The organism is Paenibacillus sp. Z3-2, assembly GCF_054161325.1.
In genome coordinates, this window is sequence record NZ_CP096397.1 from 1,258,406 (window position 1) to 1,276,730 (window position 18,325).

General features: G+C 47.2%; 13 protein-coding genes. 8 read left to right on the plus strand and 5 right to left on the minus strand.

The window, feature by feature from the left end:
* Window positions 1–89: 89 nt before the first annotated feature.
* Window positions 90–251 (minus strand): hypothetical protein, encoded by a 162-nt coding sequence (locus tag M1D71_RS05400; RefSeq protein ID WP_458125581.1) that lies wholly within the window; start codon window positions 249–251, stop codon window positions 90–92.
* Window positions 252–396: 145 nt separating this feature from the next.
* Between M1D71_RS05400 and M1D71_RS05405 the strand changes: the two genes are divergently transcribed.
* Both M1D71_RS05405 and M1D71_RS05410 read left to right on the plus strand, forming a co-directional pair.
* Window positions 397–678 (plus strand): hypothetical protein, encoded by a 282-nt coding sequence (locus M1D71_RS05405; protein ID WP_458125582.1) that lies wholly within the window; start codon window positions 397–399, stop codon window positions 676–678.
* A 153-nt stretch (window positions 679–831) separates the two neighbouring features.
* Window positions 832–2,730 carry an ATP-binding protein gene (locus tag M1D71_RS05410; protein WP_458125583.1) on the plus strand — a complete coding sequence of 633 codons (1,899 nt, stop codon included), beginning with the start codon at window positions 832–834 and terminating at the stop codon, window positions 2,728–2,730.
* 78 nt (window positions 2,731–2,808) lie between these two features.
* On the opposite strand, the gene M1D71_RS05415 is transcribed toward M1D71_RS05410, so the two are convergent.
* Entirely contained in the window at window positions 2,809–3,051 is a 243-nt protein-coding gene (locus M1D71_RS05415) for an NHLP leader peptide family RiPP precursor (protein WP_458125584.1), read from the minus strand.
* Between the two features lie 54 nt (window positions 3,052–3,105).
* On the minus strand, window positions 3,106–4,053 hold the full coding sequence (locus M1D71_RS05420; protein WP_458125585.1) for a hypothetical protein: 948 nt from the start codon (window positions 4,051–4,053) through the stop codon (window positions 3,106–3,108).
* A 225-nt stretch (window positions 4,054–4,278) separates the two neighbouring features.
* On the opposite strand from M1D71_RS05420, the gene M1D71_RS05425 reads away from it, so the two are divergent.
* Window positions 4,279–5,016 carry a hypothetical protein gene (locus M1D71_RS05425; RefSeq protein WP_458125586.1) on the plus strand — a complete coding sequence of 246 codons (738 nt, stop codon included), beginning with the start codon at window positions 4,279–4,281 and terminating at the stop codon, window positions 5,014–5,016.
* A gap of 37 nt (window positions 5,017–5,053) precedes the next feature.
* Here M1D71_RS05425 and M1D71_RS05430 read toward each other — a convergent pair whose 3' ends face one another.
* On the minus strand, window positions 5,054–6,307 hold the full coding sequence (locus M1D71_RS05430; protein WP_458125587.1) for an acyltransferase: 1,254 nt from the start codon (window positions 6,305–6,307) through the stop codon (window positions 5,054–5,056).
* Between the two features lie 173 nt (window positions 6,308–6,480).
* Entirely contained in the window at window positions 6,481–7,476 is a 996-nt protein-coding gene (locus M1D71_RS05435; RefSeq protein WP_458125588.1) for an LCP family protein, read from the minus strand.
* A 183-nt stretch (window positions 7,477–7,659) separates the two neighbouring features.
* Here M1D71_RS05435 and M1D71_RS05440 point away from each other — a divergent pair, with 183 nt between their 5' ends.
* The 5 genes from M1D71_RS05440 to M1D71_RS05460 all read left to right on the plus strand — a co-directional run bounded on the left by M1D71_RS05440 (window position 7,660) and on the right by M1D71_RS05460 (window position 18,216).
* Window positions 7,660–8,211 (plus strand): undecaprenyl-diphosphatase, encoded by a 552-nt coding sequence (locus tag M1D71_RS05440; protein ID WP_458125589.1) that lies wholly within the window; start codon window positions 7,660–7,662, stop codon window positions 8,209–8,211.
* Window positions 8,212–8,418: 207 nt separating this feature from the next.
* The gene (locus M1D71_RS05445) at window positions 8,419–10,155 is read left to right on the plus strand and encodes a methyl-accepting chemotaxis protein (RefSeq protein ID WP_458125590.1); all 1,737 of its coding nucleotides are present in this window, start codon (window positions 8,419–8,421) and stop codon (window positions 10,153–10,155) included.
* A gap of 341 nt (window positions 10,156–10,496) precedes the next feature.
* On the plus strand, window positions 10,497–13,490 hold the full coding sequence (locus M1D71_RS05450; protein ID WP_458125591.1) for a glycoside hydrolase family 9 protein: 2,994 nt from the start codon (window positions 10,497–10,499) through the stop codon (window positions 13,488–13,490).
* A gap of 88 nt (window positions 13,491–13,578) precedes the next feature.
* A complete protein-coding gene (locus M1D71_RS05455) occupies window positions 13,579–16,854 on the plus strand; it encodes a glycoside hydrolase family 48 protein (protein WP_458125592.1) in 3,276 nt (1,091 codons plus the stop codon).
* 570 nt (window positions 16,855–17,424) lie between these two features.
* Complete coding sequence (locus M1D71_RS05460) at window positions 17,425–18,216, plus strand: C40 family peptidase (RefSeq protein ID WP_458125593.1); 792 nt, start codon at window positions 17,425–17,427, stop codon at window positions 18,214–18,216.
* The last annotated feature ends 109 nt before the right edge of the window (window positions 18,217–18,325 follow it).

Below are 18,325 nucleotides of genomic sequence, written 5' to 3' on the forward strand. Positions count from 1 at the left end.
AAAAGCTATTACCCGTAGTTACCCAAAGCGCTGGTATTGTAATCTTGCAAGGGTTATTATCTCCGGGTGTCCACTGCGATATGAATGCCTTAGAATTTGGGAAATACATACTTGACCAAGAAGTATAAAAATCCAAAAAAGATAATGATATACGCGGCATATTTAATAAATGTGGAAGCGACCTTACTTGAATCCGATTTATGCTGGACATCCTTATGTTCTACCTCGACCGTACGATGTGGATCATTCATTGAAATCATCTCCTTAGGGTGGTGTGCTAGCTTTGTGAAACCATTACACCTGAAGAATAGGATTGAAACGCAGCGACCGTTTTTGCAGCTTTTCATGTTTTGGCTATGTTATGATGAATCATGAATATGTAAGGGAGGGTTTCAAGTGGACTGGTTCACACTGGGCAATATGATCACACGCATTCGTATCGGGCAAAAGGCGTCCACACCCGGGTTCTCCCGTACCGTCATCCGTCGTCCGGATGGTTTGTTTTGGGTAGGCGGTATATGGTCCGGACAAGTTGTCCAGCTGAGGGATTTCCTTTTTTCCGATATATGGACCATCTATGATGATGAGGAAACAGAGCAGTGGCTTGAGTTCCGCAGTCAAGTTGAACAAAGAGAACGTGAAATGATAGAGAATCAGTTCGAAGATCTGCGCGATTAACCGAATGATTTTAACAATAAAATGGAAATAAGACTATAAATCGACTTAAATGTGAAATTTCATTTTATCTCAAGAAGGTGACGTGACAAACCGTGGCGAATGATAGATGAGAGATTCTAATATAAGGAAAATAAACACTTTGAGGTGCTGTGAATGAAAAATGTGCCCAAAGCTATCGTCATCTTATGGATGAGTGTATTGATTATTCTATGCATGCCGCATGGGATAGTCTTTGCAACTACAGGAGAGGTTCAGCAGCCTGTATCCATTACAGGATGGGAAGTAAAATGGGGGAACGTTGACGATCAAGGGTTCATCAGTGAGGTTAAGAGAGCAGACGAGATATGGGAAAATCAGGGCATCGATAAGTTAGGGTACAGCAATACAGATCGATCGAGTTCCTTATGGACTCGTCTGACCATCCCTGAATTGAGTGAGGAAAGTTCAGCCATTCGATTTGAAAACATCAAAGGCAATCATATTGTTATCTATCTGGAGGACCGCAAGGTCTACGAGAACTACCATTACAATTATGATAATAATGCTGTGTTGCTACCGTTATCCAGCGAAAATTCAGGTGACACGGTCTATGTATGGTCGCAAAATGAGAAAGGCCGTCTGGGCGTACAAGGCACCATTCAGGTTGGGAATTATGCCATGTTACAGGAGAAATATATTCATAGCGGGCTTATTGATGTCATCTTGGGCGCGACCTTTGTCTTCACAGCCCTTACGATGCTGAGCTGCACATTCTTTCTAGGCAAATTCCACAAGGGATTGTGGATCTCACTATGTATCGTGATGGGCTCCATCGGCACGATGATCATCACGTACTCGCAATTTTTGTATACGTTCTATCAGGTGCATGGTGACCTGTATTCCGTAGTCTTTGATCTGGCAATGCTGTTGGGTATGCCAGCGCTCTGTTATTTCTTCGAACAGATTATCGGGCCGGGACTGCATGGAATCTTCACCAAACTGCGAAAAATACTATTCATATATTCAGTTGTCGCTGTGTTCTCTCTATTTATCTATGTTATTTCAGGCGGGCAATGGGATGTGCTCTACAATCTGCTCGTACAGCGTGTAGTAGGCATGGTGCTGGTCATTCAGCTGACGATTCTATTGGTGGGTACCATCGCCAAAGCGCTGCAACGAAACCGGGAGACGATGCTGCTTGCGACAGGATTCGGTACATTTGCCCTAATTAGTGTGGCTGAACTGTTGTGGTACTATCAGCGGAATGGTTCATATCATCTGTTATGGTGGAAATGGTCGATGGTTGCATTTGTGATCTCGTTAATTGCGATTCTCGGAAGTCGCTTTGCCGAAAAACATACCAAGGTTCTAGAGTACTCCAAGGAATTGGAGTTGTTCAACAATGAGTTGCAGCGATCCGAGAAGATGGAGATTATTAGTGAACTGGCTGCTTCCGTTGCCCATGAAGTGCGTAATCCACTTCAGGTGACAAGAGGGTTCCTGCAGCTTATGACAGAACAGGAAGACAATAAAAATAAGGGGTATGTTCGAATTGCACTGGAGGAACTTGATCGGGCTTCCGGCATCATAACGGACTTCCTTACCTTTGCCAAACCTGAATTTGACCATATCATCTCGCTCAATATCTCGGATGAATTCAATCATATTGAAGGCATTCTTGTACCGATGGCTAATCTGGAGGGTGGAAAAATCACAACAGACATTCCCCCAGATCTGTATATTCGGGGCAATTCCTCGAAGTTCAAACAGGCTTTTATCAATATCATCAAGAACAGTATCGAAGCTCTGCAGGGACAAGGCCAGATTGATATCTGGGCGTATAAGCAGGACGGAATCATCAAAGTGCATGTCAGGGATAACGGAGAAGGGATGAACGAGGAAGCACTCTCCCGGTTGGGCGAGCCATATTTCTCCAATAAAATCAAAGGCACAGGTCTGGGCATGATGGTTACTTTCCGAATTGTAGAAGCGATGCAAGGGCAGATCAGCTTTACAAGCACCAAAGGGGTAGGAACAGAAGCGGTTGTATCTTTTGCCGAGTTCGTCGAATGACGAACTCGCAGAAGGATACAACCGCTTTTTTTTGTTCCTACCCCTGACTTCTTGCACTATAAAGTTAACTTATCTGACTTAGCTTCTCCAAGGTCCACAATTTACATCATAATTTACCTTTGAAGGATTTGGAGGTATGACAAGAACGTAGTCATTCTGCTGTTCCTCAACGGTACGTACTTTAATGTTTTCCGGGATTACGATGCCGAATGCTTCACGAAGCGCTTGCTTCGGATTGGAGTGCAATTGTTGTCTGAAGTGCTCGTCGCTCCAAGCTTTTTCAATAATATCCTCATGCAACGTTTTCTCTGATACCATCATCGTCAACATTCCCTTCATATTTAAAATTAAACCGAATCAGCTTCACCCTTGTGCTCAAGATTCCAGTTGTTGATCGCTGATCCAGTAATGAAACCCGCCTTGGAGGAGCCTTTTTTTCCGTTGTGTAATCTCCTGAACAGCTTGTACCAAAGTGCTGCATAAATAGGAATTAAATGCTTCAAGGTGTGATATTCCCAAGTTAGAAGATGTTAATGTACGATTATAGTGATTAGCAATGTCTACGTAAGAGTTCATGAGTTGTGTATTGTATACATTGTCATGTATACATTCACTTAGCGGATGATCTGGATAGTTATGGTTCAGTGCTGCGGATATGTGGGAGAGGTAGCTGTTGTAATTTCCATGCACGGCATCTTGTTGTGTGTCTGTGAAGTCATCAGTCATCTGGAGGGTCATGAGTATAATGTTGATGGCAGAGCACACCGGGTTCATCTGGTCGGATTGTTCCAGTAGAAGGAGTGCACCAGTAGCTCCAATGAGCAGAGGGGCAGCTTTCTGCGCAATCAGCAAGGGATTATGTTGAAAATAATCAATGAAATGCTCACCCGTAACGCTGACGGCCCAATCCACGACATATTGTCTGAAATAGATCCAGAATGTGGAGGTAGGATCGAATAACTCCGAGTAGGATTGAAGTGCATCCATGTAGTATAGATTACCCAGGGATAACTTCCGTGTGGCATCCTCAGGCTGTTCATCCATCACGTCGTCCTGGTTCAGGAAATATAACATGTGAATGAGACAGGCTGTACTCAGTTGGTGTGCGTTCTCACGGGATAGTCCATCCGAATGTTGCATCCAGAGAGGAATGATGTACCCGATATAACTATGCCCCGAATCTCGTAACAGGGGATTGACCGAATGAAGTTGTTCCAATCCATATCCTGATAGAGGTTCGGGATATTTCCGTACGAGTTCTTCCGCTGAAGCGAACACGGCCTCCAGATCGGATCTAAACGGATCTAACCATTCTCTACGCATCGTTACATATCGTCCTTCCTGCGACTAAGGTGATTCAGGACTGTTCAACTGATATAGATCATGAAGTTACACTTAGTATAGCGGAAATAAACTGAAAAAAATAGGATTTTTTGTGATCATTTGTGAGAAAAATGATGACTTTTTGTATTTTATGGCATAAAAAAGTGGATTTTAGGCTCAAACTAGGAAGGCACAGGATTTCGACATCGGAAAGGCGGCAGAAAAATGCAAATGAAATGGAAAACATGGATGGCAGCCGGATTGGCAGCCGTAGTGATAACAGCAGCAACGGGGCATGTGGCATTCGCTGATCCAGCCGTTCGTGCTGAGGAACATGAGGATGAGTCTAAAGCTTCTTCCTCCGGCAGACAAGCGAAGCCATGTATGCAGGCAGGACATGGCCTGTTTATGATTGGTGAAACGGCAGATTTGCTTGGGATTGGGCTTAGGGATCTGAAAGAACAGATGGAGCTGGGTAAGACATTGTCCCAGATTGCCAAAGAGCGTAAGGGACTCAGTGAAGAACAGCTATTGCAGAAGTTAAAGCCTACACTTGCGCAGCGTCTGGATCAAGCTGTAGATGAGGGTTGTCTCACCAAGGAACAAGCAGCAGCTACGAAGGCGGATATGGATACCAAGTTGAAAAAGGTCATCCATACACCGCTTCGTGATTTGCGGCGTGAGTTTGCCCACCATGGCAAACGTCCCATGGTAGATAAGGGCGCCATTGCCCGGTTTATTGGAGTCACACCTGCTCAACTGCACGAGCAGCTTCAGGGAGGAAAGTCCCTGGCCGAGATTGCTCAGGCAAAAGGCATTAGCGAAACGCAGCTGGTGGACAAGCTGAAGGAACAATTGACGGGTGATCTGAAGAGGTTTGTGAATCAGAAGGGCAACGCGCATCCAGCCCCAGGTCCCCAGGAGCCTGTTCCTGGAAGATCCACTTCGACTGAAGTGAAATAAAGAAGAGCGTCTCCATAAGGGGGACGCTCTTCCTGCTTCATAATGTCTCACTCGTTTCCTGAATGCAGGTGGGAACAGGTGATGGGCTTGGCTGAGGTGAATTTCTCTTGTCCGCTGTAACAGATGGATGAGGTCTGGAGCTTGGTTTTCGTATTAATCCTACCGTGAAGCGGGAGCCAGGAAGCTTGGACAGCGCCCAACTGATCGCTAAAGCCATAGCAACCGTTACGAGGAACGAGAGCAATGTTACCGGCAGATGCCATCCACTGAGTTGAAGCGGTCTGGTGACGTAAGCGATCGCGTAGATGACCAGTGCATGAACCAGATATCCGCCAAATGAGTAGCGGCCTATCCAGGATAACAGGTGCTGAAACTTCGTGTCTGTTCCTTGTATCAGTATAAGGAAACCGTAGAACATGAGCATCTGAGCCACAATGATCAGGAATGTAGTTGGCTTCAGATAGGTCGAGATATTCAGATTAACAACATCCCCGGACCCGCGCAGCACATCGTATCCAAGCCAGATATACATCCCTATGAACAGACAGATCGTCCAGGGCAGGATCTTGGTAGTCAGGCTCCTCCAGTTATCCACTGACCAGGCACACACGGCACCCAGCAAAAAGTAGAACCAGTACATGATCCATGAATAGGATCGATATTGCAGTAACGTTGACCAAGGCTCAGACAGTGATTCTGTCCAGCCACCCATATTATAGTAGGACCATTTCATAAGCAGGGCATACAACGCTGCTGCAAAAAGAATTAACCCCATCATGACTTGCATGGGCGAGAAACGTGAGACGTTCTGGATACGTCTCTGAATGGCTTTCGCTCCTGCTAAAAACAGGGGGAACAGGATGTAAAACTGAAACACCATAATGACAAACCAGAGATGATATCCCGTCTGCGGGACAAACAGTTCACGAATAAGACTGCGAAAATCGGGTATGCCTGCAAGCCAGAACGCCGGGGTGAAGATACGGACAGCAAGCCAGTAGATCAGTGTCCATACGACAAACGGCATATAAATATCACCAAAACGCTTCCGAATGAAGCGAGGATAGTCCGGTTTGGTACTACGATGATGGTAAAACAACATTACACCCGATAGAAATACAAACGTTGGCGTACCGAACCGGGTCAGATGATAAATCATGGTCAGCATAATGGAATCCGGTTGCTCAATATCGGCGCGATAGATATACTCAGCGATACTATGCTGCATGACGATCGCCAGAAAAGCAATGCCTCGCAGCGCGGTCCATTCCGCTATGCGCGGTTTTTTCACATGTAGTCCTCCCTCCAGGAACCGGAGTTCATCATATAAGGGTACCTGTTAAACATTAAGGCTGCATTAAATGGAGAAAATAGGTACTAAAAAAGACGGCTTCGGCCGTCTTTTCAGTTGATATATCACTCAGGCATATCTTGTTCAATAAATGCTCCAATTTCTTGCTTGTTTTAGTTCAGTTCCTCTGATGATGGGGTCTCGGAGGATAAGGTATCTTCTTCAAACAGTTTCTGAATGTAGGACTGGAGTTTGGTTACATCGACACCCAGCACCTGAGCTGAGCCGGCAAGTTCATTGGTCAACAGTTTATTTGGCGGGATCTGCTGCTGGTCAACATCGCTCACATTGATATTGAAGCCCAGAGATGCCAGTTTTAACATCTGGGTTGGACTAAGGTCGGTCTCAATATAGGGAGCAACAGCTTCCAGAATATCAGGAATTTTGAATATCGAAGTGGTGTTCTGCATCTTCTTGACCAGTTCAGTCATGAATATTCGTTGCCGTTGGGTACGTGTGAAATCCGAGGTTGCATCATGCCGAAACCTTACATATTGCAGGGCGGTCTTGCCGTCCATATGTTGCAATCCTTTTTTTAAGTCTATATCGTACATGTGTTTATCCGCTTTACTGGTGTAGTACATGTCTTTCTCCACGTCGATCTCAATGCCACCTACAGCATCAACGAGTGCCATGAAGCCTGTAAAGTCCGTGTAGACATAATGCTGAATGGGGATACCGAGCAGGTCACTGACGGTTTGTTTGGTCAGTTCCGCCCCCCCGAAGGAGTAAGCAGAGTTGAGTCTGCTCTTACCATGTCCGGGTATCTTCACATAGGTATCTCGCAGCACGGAGAACAGATGTGCCTTTTTGGATACCGGATCAATGGAAGCAACCAAGACGGAGTCCGCACGTCCCGCATCATCGCCTCTGGAGTCTCCACCAATCAACAGAATGTTCACCCGTTCCTGACCCTCCCACTCGGGAATTGATGTAGTCGGTGTGTCTGAATCGCTGTTTGTGCCGGAAGAGGAAGCGTTGGATGAAGTCCCGGAAGCCGTTGAGATGCTATTGGCAAAATGAACAATCGAATATCCGTAATAGACAATGACACCTGTAACTGCAAGTGCCAAGGTCAGGGCTGTACCCCATAACCATTTTTTTAGCATAATCTTCACCTTTCTATGATTGAACTGATATGTAACCCAAACTAGTTTAACAAAAAGAAAGGAAAATGTCCTCTTTGATTTCGTAACTTCGGTCAAATTGTAGAATGTTTGACAAATAGTTAGTGTATATTTATTATGTTAAAAATAATCTTGTTTTGTGTAATGGGGGTATGAAAAGGCGTTATGAATCAATCAATATTTAATTGGATTAATCAGTTTGCAGACCGAATTCCGTTTCTGGACTGGTTTATGATTACATCTTCCGAGTATGCGGTCTGGGTTATGATCGCTCTGCTCGTTATCGTATGGTTTCTCGGCGATCCATCGAAGCAGCGAATTGTCTTCTATGCCTGTGTGGCTTCCATTGTAGCGCTAGCTCTGGCCAAATGGGGGATATCACCAGCAGTGGGCCATCCAAGACCTTTTGTGGAAGGAACCGTGCATCAGCTGGTTGCCCATGTACCTGATCCTTCTTTTCCAAGTAAGCATGCTTCCTTTGTATTTGCTCTAGCAGCTGCTTCATTCTTTATTGGACGTCGCTTCGGGTTATGGATGCTGTTGCTTGCTGTGTTGACAGGGGTGTCACGCGTATATGTTGGTGTGCATTATCCAGGAGATATCCTGGGGGGATTCATTCTGGGTAGCCTGCTTAGTGTGGTTTTGATTACAACCCGCAATTATACCAAGTCGATCCCCGACTTCTTCATTAACATACACCGACGGGTTTTCCGATAGCGTCTTAATGTAATGTCTAGTGAAGTGGTGGTAGTTTCGTTTAATGAAAGAAGTCTCTTATCTCTGGTTCTGCCAAAGATGGGAGACTTCTTTGGCGTTATATTAGAAGTTACATGAAGTTTATAGAAATTGAATTCTAACATCTACAATTCATGACGATAGGTGACGATATACTATAAATATGTATTATTTTGAGGAGTGGGACACATGGAAGACACGCGGGGGAACATATTGGGGAAATTGAAGTTAACGATTCGAGGCAAGTTACTGACTGGTTTTCTCATAGTCGTGGCTCTGTTGGTTATTGTAAGTGGCTATGCTTTAGTACAGATCCATAATATGTCTGGCAAAGCCAACGATGTGGATCAGACCTGGATGCCGAGTGTAAGTCTGCTGGGTCAGATGAATGGCGATATTTCTGATGTAGAGCGCTTGGCACTGGCCATCATCGTTGAACAGAACAAAGATGAAACAGCCAAGTTAAATGAAGCGTTACAGCTACTGCTTACGAAGATTGAAGATGAACGTAAACAGTTGCTAACGTTCATTGAGAGCAATGATGAGGCGATGAAGCTCTACAATGATTTCAGTACGAATTATGATGCTTATGTGGCGAAAATGCCGGCATTTATCGAATTTGGTTTGAACAACAATTATGATGAGTCCAGTCGTTTACACACGGAGGCTTATCCAACGTGGTACACGGCAAACGATTCGATCGCCAAGTTAATTACCCTGGGTAATGAAGGATCGGACGCGGCAACGAATGAATCTGTTGAGGTGGCCGAAAATACATTTAATGTAATTTTGGCTGTGACGATTTTTGCATTCCTGATCGCAGTGTTCATTGCATTCTTCATTGCAAGCATCATCTCACGTCCAATCAAGAAGATGAATGAAGCAGCCATGGCGATTGCCAATGGAGATCTGACGGGTGAGACGATTGTACTGAAGAACAAGGACGAACTGGGAACACTGGCAACTTCTTTCAATATCATGAGTGGCAATCTACGCGCGATGATTCAATCTGTAGCGGTGACTTCTGAGCAAGTAGCGGCTTCATCGGAAGAACTTCTTGCAAGTGCAGAGCAAAATACTCAAGCCTCGGAACAGATTTCTGAAACGGTAGAGGAATTGGCTGTGGGCACGTCGGATCAGGTTGATATTGTGAAGCGTTCTTCACAGGCGATGAATGAGATGGCTCTTGGATCAGAACAGATCGCCGAGCTTGCTCAGAGTGTATCGGTATCGGCTGTAGATGCGGCGAATCAATCTTCTGAAGGAAACATGATTATTCAACAAGCGGTTGAACAGATGGGTTCTGTTCGCAATTCCATTGCTTCGCTGACAGAGCTGGTTACAGGGCTGGGGGAACGTTCAGCAGAGATTGGCACGATTACCGAGGTGATCAACAACATTGCCCGGCAGACCAATCTGCTTGCACTGAATGCAGCCATTGAAGCCGCACGAGCGGGAGAGCATGGACGTGGTTTCGCCGTAGTTGCGGGAGAAGTACGGAAGCTGGCCGAGGAATCTTCCACATCTGCGCAAAGAATTACGGATCTCGTTCAATTGATTCAGAAAGATACGGATCATGCTGTTCAGGCTGTCAAAGTGAACAGCAGTGAGACGGAAGCGGGAATCGAGATGGTTACAGCGGCAGGACAAGCGTTCGAGCAGATCTCGGATGCGGTCAACAAAGTAGCGGGTGAGATTCAGGAAGTATCTGCAGGCTCAGAAGAAATGTCTGCGAGTACAACTGAGGTTGTAGGATATGTGAGTCAGATCTCCAACATTGCCGGAGAAGCAGCAGGCGGAGTGCATAATGTATCTGCTGCAACTGAGCAGCAGCTGGCTTCTATGGAAGAGATTGCATCATCCGCAGGTTCGTTATCCAAGATGGCGGAAGAATTGCAGGAGCAAATTAACAAATTCAAAGTGTAACCAATAAGATGACCTGACACCTTGTGATGTGCAGAAACACAGGCTGGATGGTCAGAAATGCCATTCGGGTTGTGGTATTGGTTACAGCCCAATCAAGAAGCTGTTTCTCTAACGCGCATTATGCGTCAGAGGAACAGCTTTTTTTGTCGCATGATGCCGAGCAGGTCACAACAATGTTATTTTAGAAGTCACCAACGCTTATATTGCAAGTTAAACAAACGACTATAATGGTAATTAATGGTGGAAGTTACACGGAGTTACACCATGGGAAGGAGCGGTTCAATTCGCAGTCCAGAGGAATGCATACGAAACACTCATGAAGAGGAGATGAATAGTTAATCATGAAGGGGAGCTGGTGGAGACGAGTCGCCATGATCGCGTTATCGACAGGACTACTGGCAGGGAGTTTATCGATGGGTACAGGACTTCGTAAGGCGGATGCGGCCGCCGGAAACCAGAACTATGCTGAAGCACTGCAAAAGGCCATCTATTTCTATGAGGCGCAGCGTTCGGGTCCATTGCCAGAGAGCAACAGGGTCGAATGGCGTGGCGATTCGGGTATGCAGGATGGGGCTGATGTAGGTGTTGATCTGACCGGGGGATGGTATGATGCCGGAGATCATGTGAAATTTGGATTACCCATGGCTTATTCTGCTACCATGCTTGCCTGGTCCGTCGTGGAATACCGCGAAGGGTATGAGCAGGCAGGACAGCTGGAAGAGATTAAGGATAATATCAAATGGGCCACAGACTATTTTATGAAAGCGCATACGAAACCAAATGAATTATGGGGACAAGTCGGAGCCGGGAATGTGGATCATGCCTGGTGGGGCCCGGCTGAAGTGATGCAGATGAACCGTCCTGCCTTCAAGATTGATGCTTCTTGTCCAGGCAGCGACCTGGCGGGAGAAACTGCTGCATCACTGGCAGCTGCCTCCATTGTATTTGCCGATGATGATCCAGTGTATTCAGCGAAGCTGCTTCAACATGCGAAGGAACTGTATCACTTTGCAGATACATATCGGGGGAAGTACTCCGATTGTATCACCGATGCACAATCGTTCTACAACTCGTGGTCCGGATACTATGATGAGCTGGCATGGGGTGGGGCATGGCTTTATTTAGCTACTAATGACAGCACTTACTTGTCCAAAGCCATTGCGGCCACCAGTCAGTGGTCTTCCAGTGGAGGTGCTGCCAATTGGCCATATACCTGGACACAAGGCTGGGATAACAAAAATTATGGTGCCCAGATTTTGCTGGCGCGTATTACGTCCAGTCTGAACATGCCGGAAGCTGCTAGGTTTATTCAATCTACCGAGCGTAACCTGGATTATTGGTCTGTTGGGACGAATGGACAGAGAGTCAGATACACACCGGGAGGTCTGGCGTGGCTGGATCAATGGGGCTCGCTCCGATATGCAGCGAATGCGTCGTTTATCTCGTTTGTGTATTCCGATTGGGTCAGTGACCCTGTGAAAAAAGCAAGATATCAGGATTTTGCCGTCTCACAAATGAACTACATTCTGGGCGATAACCCGCGTCAGAGCAGTTATGTGGTCGGATACGGGCAAAATGCACCCCAACATCCGCATCATCGGACCGCTCACGGCTCATGGCTGAATAGTGAAGATATCCCGGCTAACCATCGCCACATTCTGTACGGCGCCATGGTTGGTGGACCAGACGCATCGGATGGCTATACCGATGATATCGGAGATTATGTGAGCAATGAGGTGGCAACCGATTACAATGCTGGCTTTACAGGTGCACTGGCGAAGATGAATCTGCTGTATGGTCAGAATCATCAGCCCCTTTCGAACTTTCCTGCACCTGAGGTGAAGGGTGATGAGTTCTTTGTTGAGGCTACCATCAAATCATCCGGTTCCAATTATACGGAAATCAGGGCACAACTGAATAATCGTTCTGCTTGGCCTGCCCGAATGGGGGATCAATTGTCCTTCAGGTATTTCCTTGATCTGAGTGAAGTGTATGCTGCCGGACGTACTGTCTCGGACGTGCAAGTTACGACCTCCTATACGGAAGGAGCGACAGTGTCCCAACCGGTTGTGGTGAATGCAGCCGAGCATATCTATGCAATTACTGCAAATTTCAGCAATACGAAGATTTATCCGGGTGGGGAAGGGAATTATCGCAAAGAAGTACAGTTCCGCATTACAGGCCCACAGGGCGCATGGAATGCAAGTAATGATCACTCGTTCCAGACGCTGACCACAGGCAATCCTGTGAAGAGCGTGTACCTTCCAGTCTATGATGCAGGGGTGTGGGTGTATGGACAGGAGCCTGGTGTTACACCAGTAACGGTTCCGGGCGTACCTGCTGGTGTGCAGGCTGTGGCCGGAAGCAATCAGGTTAACCTGAGCTGGGTAGGTGTATCCGGAGCCGAATCATACACGGTGAAGCGTTCCGAGGCGAGTGGAGGACCATATATATCTGTCGCGACGGGTGTTAATGGACTGACCTATACGAACACGGGACTTGTGAATGGCAAGACCTATTATTATGTAGTGACTGCTGTGAATTCAGCCGGGGAGTCGGCAGGTTCTGTGCAGGTGTCGGCTACGCCGCAAGCCGCAACGACAGTTCCGGAGGCACTGACTTTAAGTGGGACAGCGGGCAATGCGCAGTCGGTCCTCAATTGGACAGCAGCTTCGGGCGCTACTAGCTACAAGGTGCAACGTTCGGTTGCGGGCGGAGCATATGTGGATGTGGCAACCGGATTGTCTGTGCTGACTTATATGGATACAACAGCCGTGAATGGCACCACGTACAATTATCGGATTGCAGCAGTAAATGCGAATGGACAGACACTTTCCAACGTCCTGGCCCTGACGCCTTCTGCACCTCCGGTAACTACCGGTACACTTGAAGTGCAGTACCGCAGTGTAGGGTCCGGTAATTCGAGTAATGCGGTAGCCCCGCAGTTCAACGTGAAGAATACGGGAACACAGGCGATTGATCTCAGTACCGTGAAGATCCGGTATTACTTCACCAAGGATGGTACGGAGAATATGACCTTCTGGTGCGATTATGCCCAGGTTGGCGCAGCTAATATAGAAGGGACATTTGGTACAGTAAATCCGGCGAAGGGTACAGCTGACACGTATTTGGAGATTGGCTTCAAGTCTGGAGCGGGCAGTTTGGCCGCTGGAGCAGAGACCGGCGTGATCCAGGGACGCTTTTCCAAAACGAATTGGAGCAATTTCGATCAAAGTAATGACTATTCCTATGACGCATCCAAGACGGCTCTTGCAACTTGGAACAAGGTAACCGGGTATCAGGGAAACACCAAAGTATGGGGCTTGGAGCCGTAACTGACTGAATGTCAGAAGTCGAAAAATCAGCATCGGCAGACCAACAGACTTATATTCAATTTCCACTATTTCAGGGAGGTATATATCAATGTTGAAATCAGCTGCGAAGAAAAGTTTAACAGCCATGCTGGCAGGAACCGTCATGTTGACCGGATACACCGGTCTTTGGGCAGGACCGCAAACGGCACATGCCGCAGATCAAGCCATCGAGATTCAGTCAGACAGCATGAATGAAGCCCGTTTTTTGCAATTGTATGATCAGTTGAAAGATCCGGCGAACGGATACTTTTCGCCAGAGGGCATTCCGTATCATTCCATTGAAACACTGCTCAGCGAGGCGCCGGATCATGGGCATATGACGACTTCAGAGGCGTACAGTTACTGGTTATGGCTGGAGACCATGTATGGGCACTATACGGGGGATTGGTCCCAATTGGAAGCGGCATGGGACAGTATGGAAAAGTATATTATTCCGGTCAATGAAGGCGATGGCAATGAAGAGCAGCCTACCATGAGTTCTTACAATCCGAATAGCCCTGCTACGTATGCAGCGGAAAAACCGTTCCCGGATCAATATCCTTCGGCGATTAATGGACAATATGCGGCAGGAAAGGACCCGCTTGATGCGGAATTCAAGGCTGCTTATGGCAACAATCAGACCTATTTGATGCACTGGTTACTCGATGTGGATAACTGGTACGGATATGGAAACCTGTTGAATCCATCCCATACTGCTGCCTATGTGAATACGTTCCAGCGTGGGGAGCAGGAGTCCGTGTGGGAAGCCATCCCGCATCCGTCACAGGATAATAAAACATTTGGGAAACCGAACGAAGGATTCATGAGCCTGTTTACGAAAGAAACGCAGGCACCATCAGCGCAGTGGCGTTACACGAATGCAACCGATGCCGATGCACGTGCAGTACAGGTACTGTATTGGGCGAAGGAGATGGGATACACGAATACGGCGTATCTGGATAAGGCGAAGAAGATGGGTGACTATCTGCGGTATGGTATGCATGATAAGTACTTCCAGAAGATCGGAAGTGCGAAGAATGGTACACCAACTCCGGGTACAGGCAAGGACTCCAACATGTATCTCATGGCCTGGTATACGTCATGGGGCGGTGGCTTGGGTCAAGGTGGGGATTGGGCGTGGCGGATTGGTGCGAGTCATACCCATCAGGCATATCAGAATCCGGTCGCAGCATATGCACTCTCTGATCCCGCAGGTGGCTTGATTCCGAAATCAGCTACAGCCAAGGCAGACTGGAATGCATCACTGAAGCGGCAGTTGGAGTTCTACACATGGTTGCAATCCCATGAAGGAGCGATCGGCGGAGGTGCAACGAACAGTCTGGATGGTTCATACAAAGCTTATCCGGCTGGGGTAAGCACATTCTATGACATGGCTTATCAGGAGGCGCCGGTGTATCGTGATCCGGATTCCAACACCTGGTTTGGATTCCAGGCATGGTCGCTGGAACGTGTAGCCGAGATGTATTATATTCTCGCCGAGAGCGGAGACCTGAGTTCCGAGAACTTCCAGATGGCCAAAAAAGTCATTACGAAATGGATCGACTGGTCCAAGGATTATGTATTTGTGGATGAGCGCCCGGTGACGGATGCCCAAGGGTATTATCTGAACGCGGCAGGTCAACGTATTCTTGGCGGTACCAATGCCCAGGTAGCAACAACTTCAGCTCCAGGAGAGTTCTGGATTCCGGGCAGTCAGGAGTGGCAAGGTCAACCGGACAAATGGAATGGTTTCAGTTCCTTTACGGAAAATCCGAACTTCCGTGTGGTAACGAAAGATCCTGCGCAGGATACCGGGGTACTCGGAAGTTACATTAAGGCACTGACGTTCTTTGCCGCTGGAACCCAGGCCGAGAATGGAACGCTTAGTGCCAAAGGACAGGAAGCAAAAGATCTGGCAGAGAGATTGCTGGATACGGCTTGGGAGTACAATGATGGCGTGGGGATTGTAACGGAAGAAGTACGTAAAGACTACTTCCGCTACTTCGCGAAGGAGATCTACATTCCGGCGAACTGGTCCGGAACCTTCGGTCAGGGCAACACGATTCCAGGTACAGCAGGTGTTCCTTCCGATCCGGCGAAAGGTGGGAATGGCGTATACATTGGATACTCCGACCTGCGTCCGGCCATCAAGCAAGATCCGGCATGGGCTTACCTGGATAATCTGTACAAAACGTCGTATAATCCGACAACGAAAACGTGGGAAAATGGTGCTCCAACCTTTACGTATCACCGTTTCTGGTCACAGGTGGATATGGCTACAGCGTATGGAGAGTATGATCGTCTCCTCGGAGATTCCGATAGTCCGGAAGTGGAAGTACCCGCTGCTCCTGCTGGCGTGACAGCAACCGGAGGAAGCGAGCAAGTGGTTCTGAATTGGAACGCAGCTGCTGGTGCAGCCTCGTATACCGTGAAACGTGCAGAAGTGAACGGTGGTCCTTATACGTCTGTAGCGACAGGGGTCACAGGATCGACATTTACGGATACGGGCTTGACCAACGGTACAACGTATTATTATGTCATTACTGCAGTGAATGCCGTAGGGGAGTCCGCACCGTCGACACAGGCCTCTGCAGTACCGATGGCAGGTATCGTTGTGCCAGGCGTACTCACCCTTTCAGGAACGGCTGGCAATGCTCAGGCGGTACTGACATGGACAGCATCGACTGGAGCAGCAAGTTATAAGGTACAGCGTTCAGTGGGCAGCGGGGCATATGCTGATCTGGCAACAGATTTGACTGCATTGACCTATACCGATGCTACGGCGGTGAATGGTACGGCTTATAATTACAGAGTCGTGGCGATTAATCCGAGTGGTCAGACGATCTCCAATGTATTGGTACTGACACCATTGGCCCCTCCAGTCACAACGGGTACGCTTGAAGTGCAGTATCGCAGTGGTGGCTCAGGAACTTCGGGCAATGCGATTACTCCGCAGTTCAATGTGAAGAATACAGGTACAACGGCTGTGGACTTGAGCAAAGTGAAGATCCGGTATTATTTCACGAAAGACAGTGCTGCTGATCTGACCTTCTGGTGTGATTATGCACAGATTGGTAGCGGTAATGTGGAAGGGCAGTTTGTTTCTCTAGATCCAGCCAAGGGCACGGCAGATACGTATCTGGAGATTGGATTCACACCGGGTGCTGGCAGCTTGGCTGCGGGTGCCGAGACCGGAGTCATCCAGGGACGTTTCTCCAAAAACAACTGGACTACTTTTGACCAAACGAACGATTATTCCTTTGATTCCACCAAAACGGACTTCAGTGCCTGGACTAAAGTGACAGCGTATCAGGATGGCGCCAAGGTATGGGGAATTGAACCTTAAACAGCTGTTCGAGCTGTAGGGTAATGATATTAATGATGCAGGATAAGCCGGGGAGAAACCCCTGGCTTGTTCTTTTTTTGATGAAAATGCTTCAAATTTGAATGATTCTGACCGAAAAATATAACTTCATCAAGCAACAATGAAATTCGAAATAATGTACCGGACACCGTTGGCAAATCGATCAGTATCGAGGGTGGAAGCAAAAATGTGAATACGGGGAACCGTAATCGGTAAATGAACCATAGTAATGTTTACCATATTTGCGATTATAAACATTAAAACCTAGGTCATATGACGCATGTCCTGAATGAGAAACGACCTAGCTCTTGTATCGTGGAAAAATGAAGTATATCAAATAGTTACAATAATTTAACCTTTGAAAAAGAAGGAATCAGCAGTGAATTTTGCCAGTAGATGATGGACAGACCCTGATACTTAGTGCTCAAGTGTGCCTATATCAATACAGGACTTTCGACTGATGAACGTTATGGATAGCCCGTTTACAATGGGGCAAGCCGGGGAGAACCAAGCCAGGTTAAAATTCTGTAACATCAGGGGGAACTCGACATCATGAACTGGAAGAAAACCATTATTACGGCAAGTGTCACAGCAACGATGCTGATGGGAAGTCTGACGACAGGAGCACTAACGGCACAGGTATCAGCAGCTGCTGTTGACAATTCACAAGTAAAAGTAATTTGGGGCGTAAACCTTCGCACATCACCTGCTTCTTCTGCGAAGATTGTTCGTATGGTCGCTAAAGGGGAAACAGTAACGGTGCTTCAGCAATCCGGTTCGAATTGGTATAAAATTAAGGATTCTGCTAATCGGACAGGCTACATATCTTCTTCATCCAAATACACACAAGCGGTTAGTGGCAGCACAAGTGGATCAGGTTCGAGTGGTACCACGGTAACCGGTAATGCGGCTGTGGAGAAAGTGATTGCTGCAGGGATGAAATATTGGGGTACACCTTATGAATTCGGAGCCAGTCGTAGCAGCACAGCGACGTTTGACTGTTCCAGCTTTGTACGTCAGGCCTTCATCGATGCACTTGGCATCAAGCTTCCAGCGGATTCCCGCAAACAGGGAGCCTATGTAAAAGCCAAGGGTACGGTTCAGACGAATTGGAAAAACCTGAAACGTGGTGATCTGATGTATTTCATGTCTTATAATGGCAGCTCGGCATCATCGTATTCGGGCGTGAATAAATCTAGCGCAACCATTACTCACACAGGGATTTACCTGGGCGACGGAAAAGTACTACACACATATTCCAACGCTGGCGGTGGTGTGACGACTAGTGATATCTCGGGGAAACACTGGGAGTATCGCTTCCTGTTTGGTGGCAGTGCACTGTAGGTTAGAACAAGAACCTTCTTAGATATTCTGCACATGTTCATATGCATAATTAAACACCTTCCATTTGCCTTTAAAAGGCGAGTGGAAGGTGTTTTTGTGTAATTTATTA

What these genes read in the sequence shown, in the direction of transcription:
- M1D71_RS05400 (WP_458125581.1), bottom strand. Translation starts at nt 251, where the DNA reads ATGAATGATCCACATCGTACGGTCGAGGTAGAACATAAGGATGTCCAG.
- M1D71_RS05410 (WP_458125583.1), top strand. Translation starts at nt 832, where the DNA reads ATGAAAAATGTGCCCAAAGCTATCGTCATCTTATGGATGAGTGTATTG.
- M1D71_RS05415 (WP_458125584.1), bottom strand. Translation starts at nt 3,051, where the DNA reads ATGATGGTATCAGAGAAAACGTTGCATGAGGATATTATTGAAAAAGCT.
- M1D71_RS05420 (WP_458125585.1), bottom strand. Translation starts at nt 4,053, where the DNA reads ATGCGTAGAGAATGGTTAGATCCGTTTAGATCCGATCTGGAGGCCGTG.
- M1D71_RS05425 (WP_458125586.1), top strand. Translation starts at nt 4,279, where the DNA reads ATGCAAATGAAATGGAAAACATGGATGGCAGCCGGATTGGCAGCCGTA.
- M1D71_RS05435 (WP_458125588.1), bottom strand. Translation starts at nt 7,476, where the DNA reads ATGCTAAAAAAATGGTTATGGGGTACAGCCCTGACCTTGGCACTTGCA.
- M1D71_RS05440 (WP_458125589.1), top strand. Translation starts at nt 7,660, where the DNA reads ATGAATCAATCAATATTTAATTGGATTAATCAGTTTGCAGACCGAATT.
- M1D71_RS05445 (WP_458125590.1), top strand. Translation starts at nt 8,419, where the DNA reads ATGGAAGACACGCGGGGGAACATATTGGGGAAATTGAAGTTAACGATT.
- M1D71_RS05450 (WP_458125591.1), top strand. Translation starts at nt 10,497, where the DNA reads ATGAAGGGGAGCTGGTGGAGACGAGTCGCCATGATCGCGTTATCGACA.
- M1D71_RS05455 (WP_458125592.1), top strand. Translation starts at nt 13,579, where the DNA reads ATGTTGAAATCAGCTGCGAAGAAAAGTTTAACAGCCATGCTGGCAGGA.
- M1D71_RS05460 (WP_458125593.1), top strand. Translation starts at nt 17,425, where the DNA reads ATGAACTGGAAGAAAACCATTATTACGGCAAGTGTCACAGCAACGATG.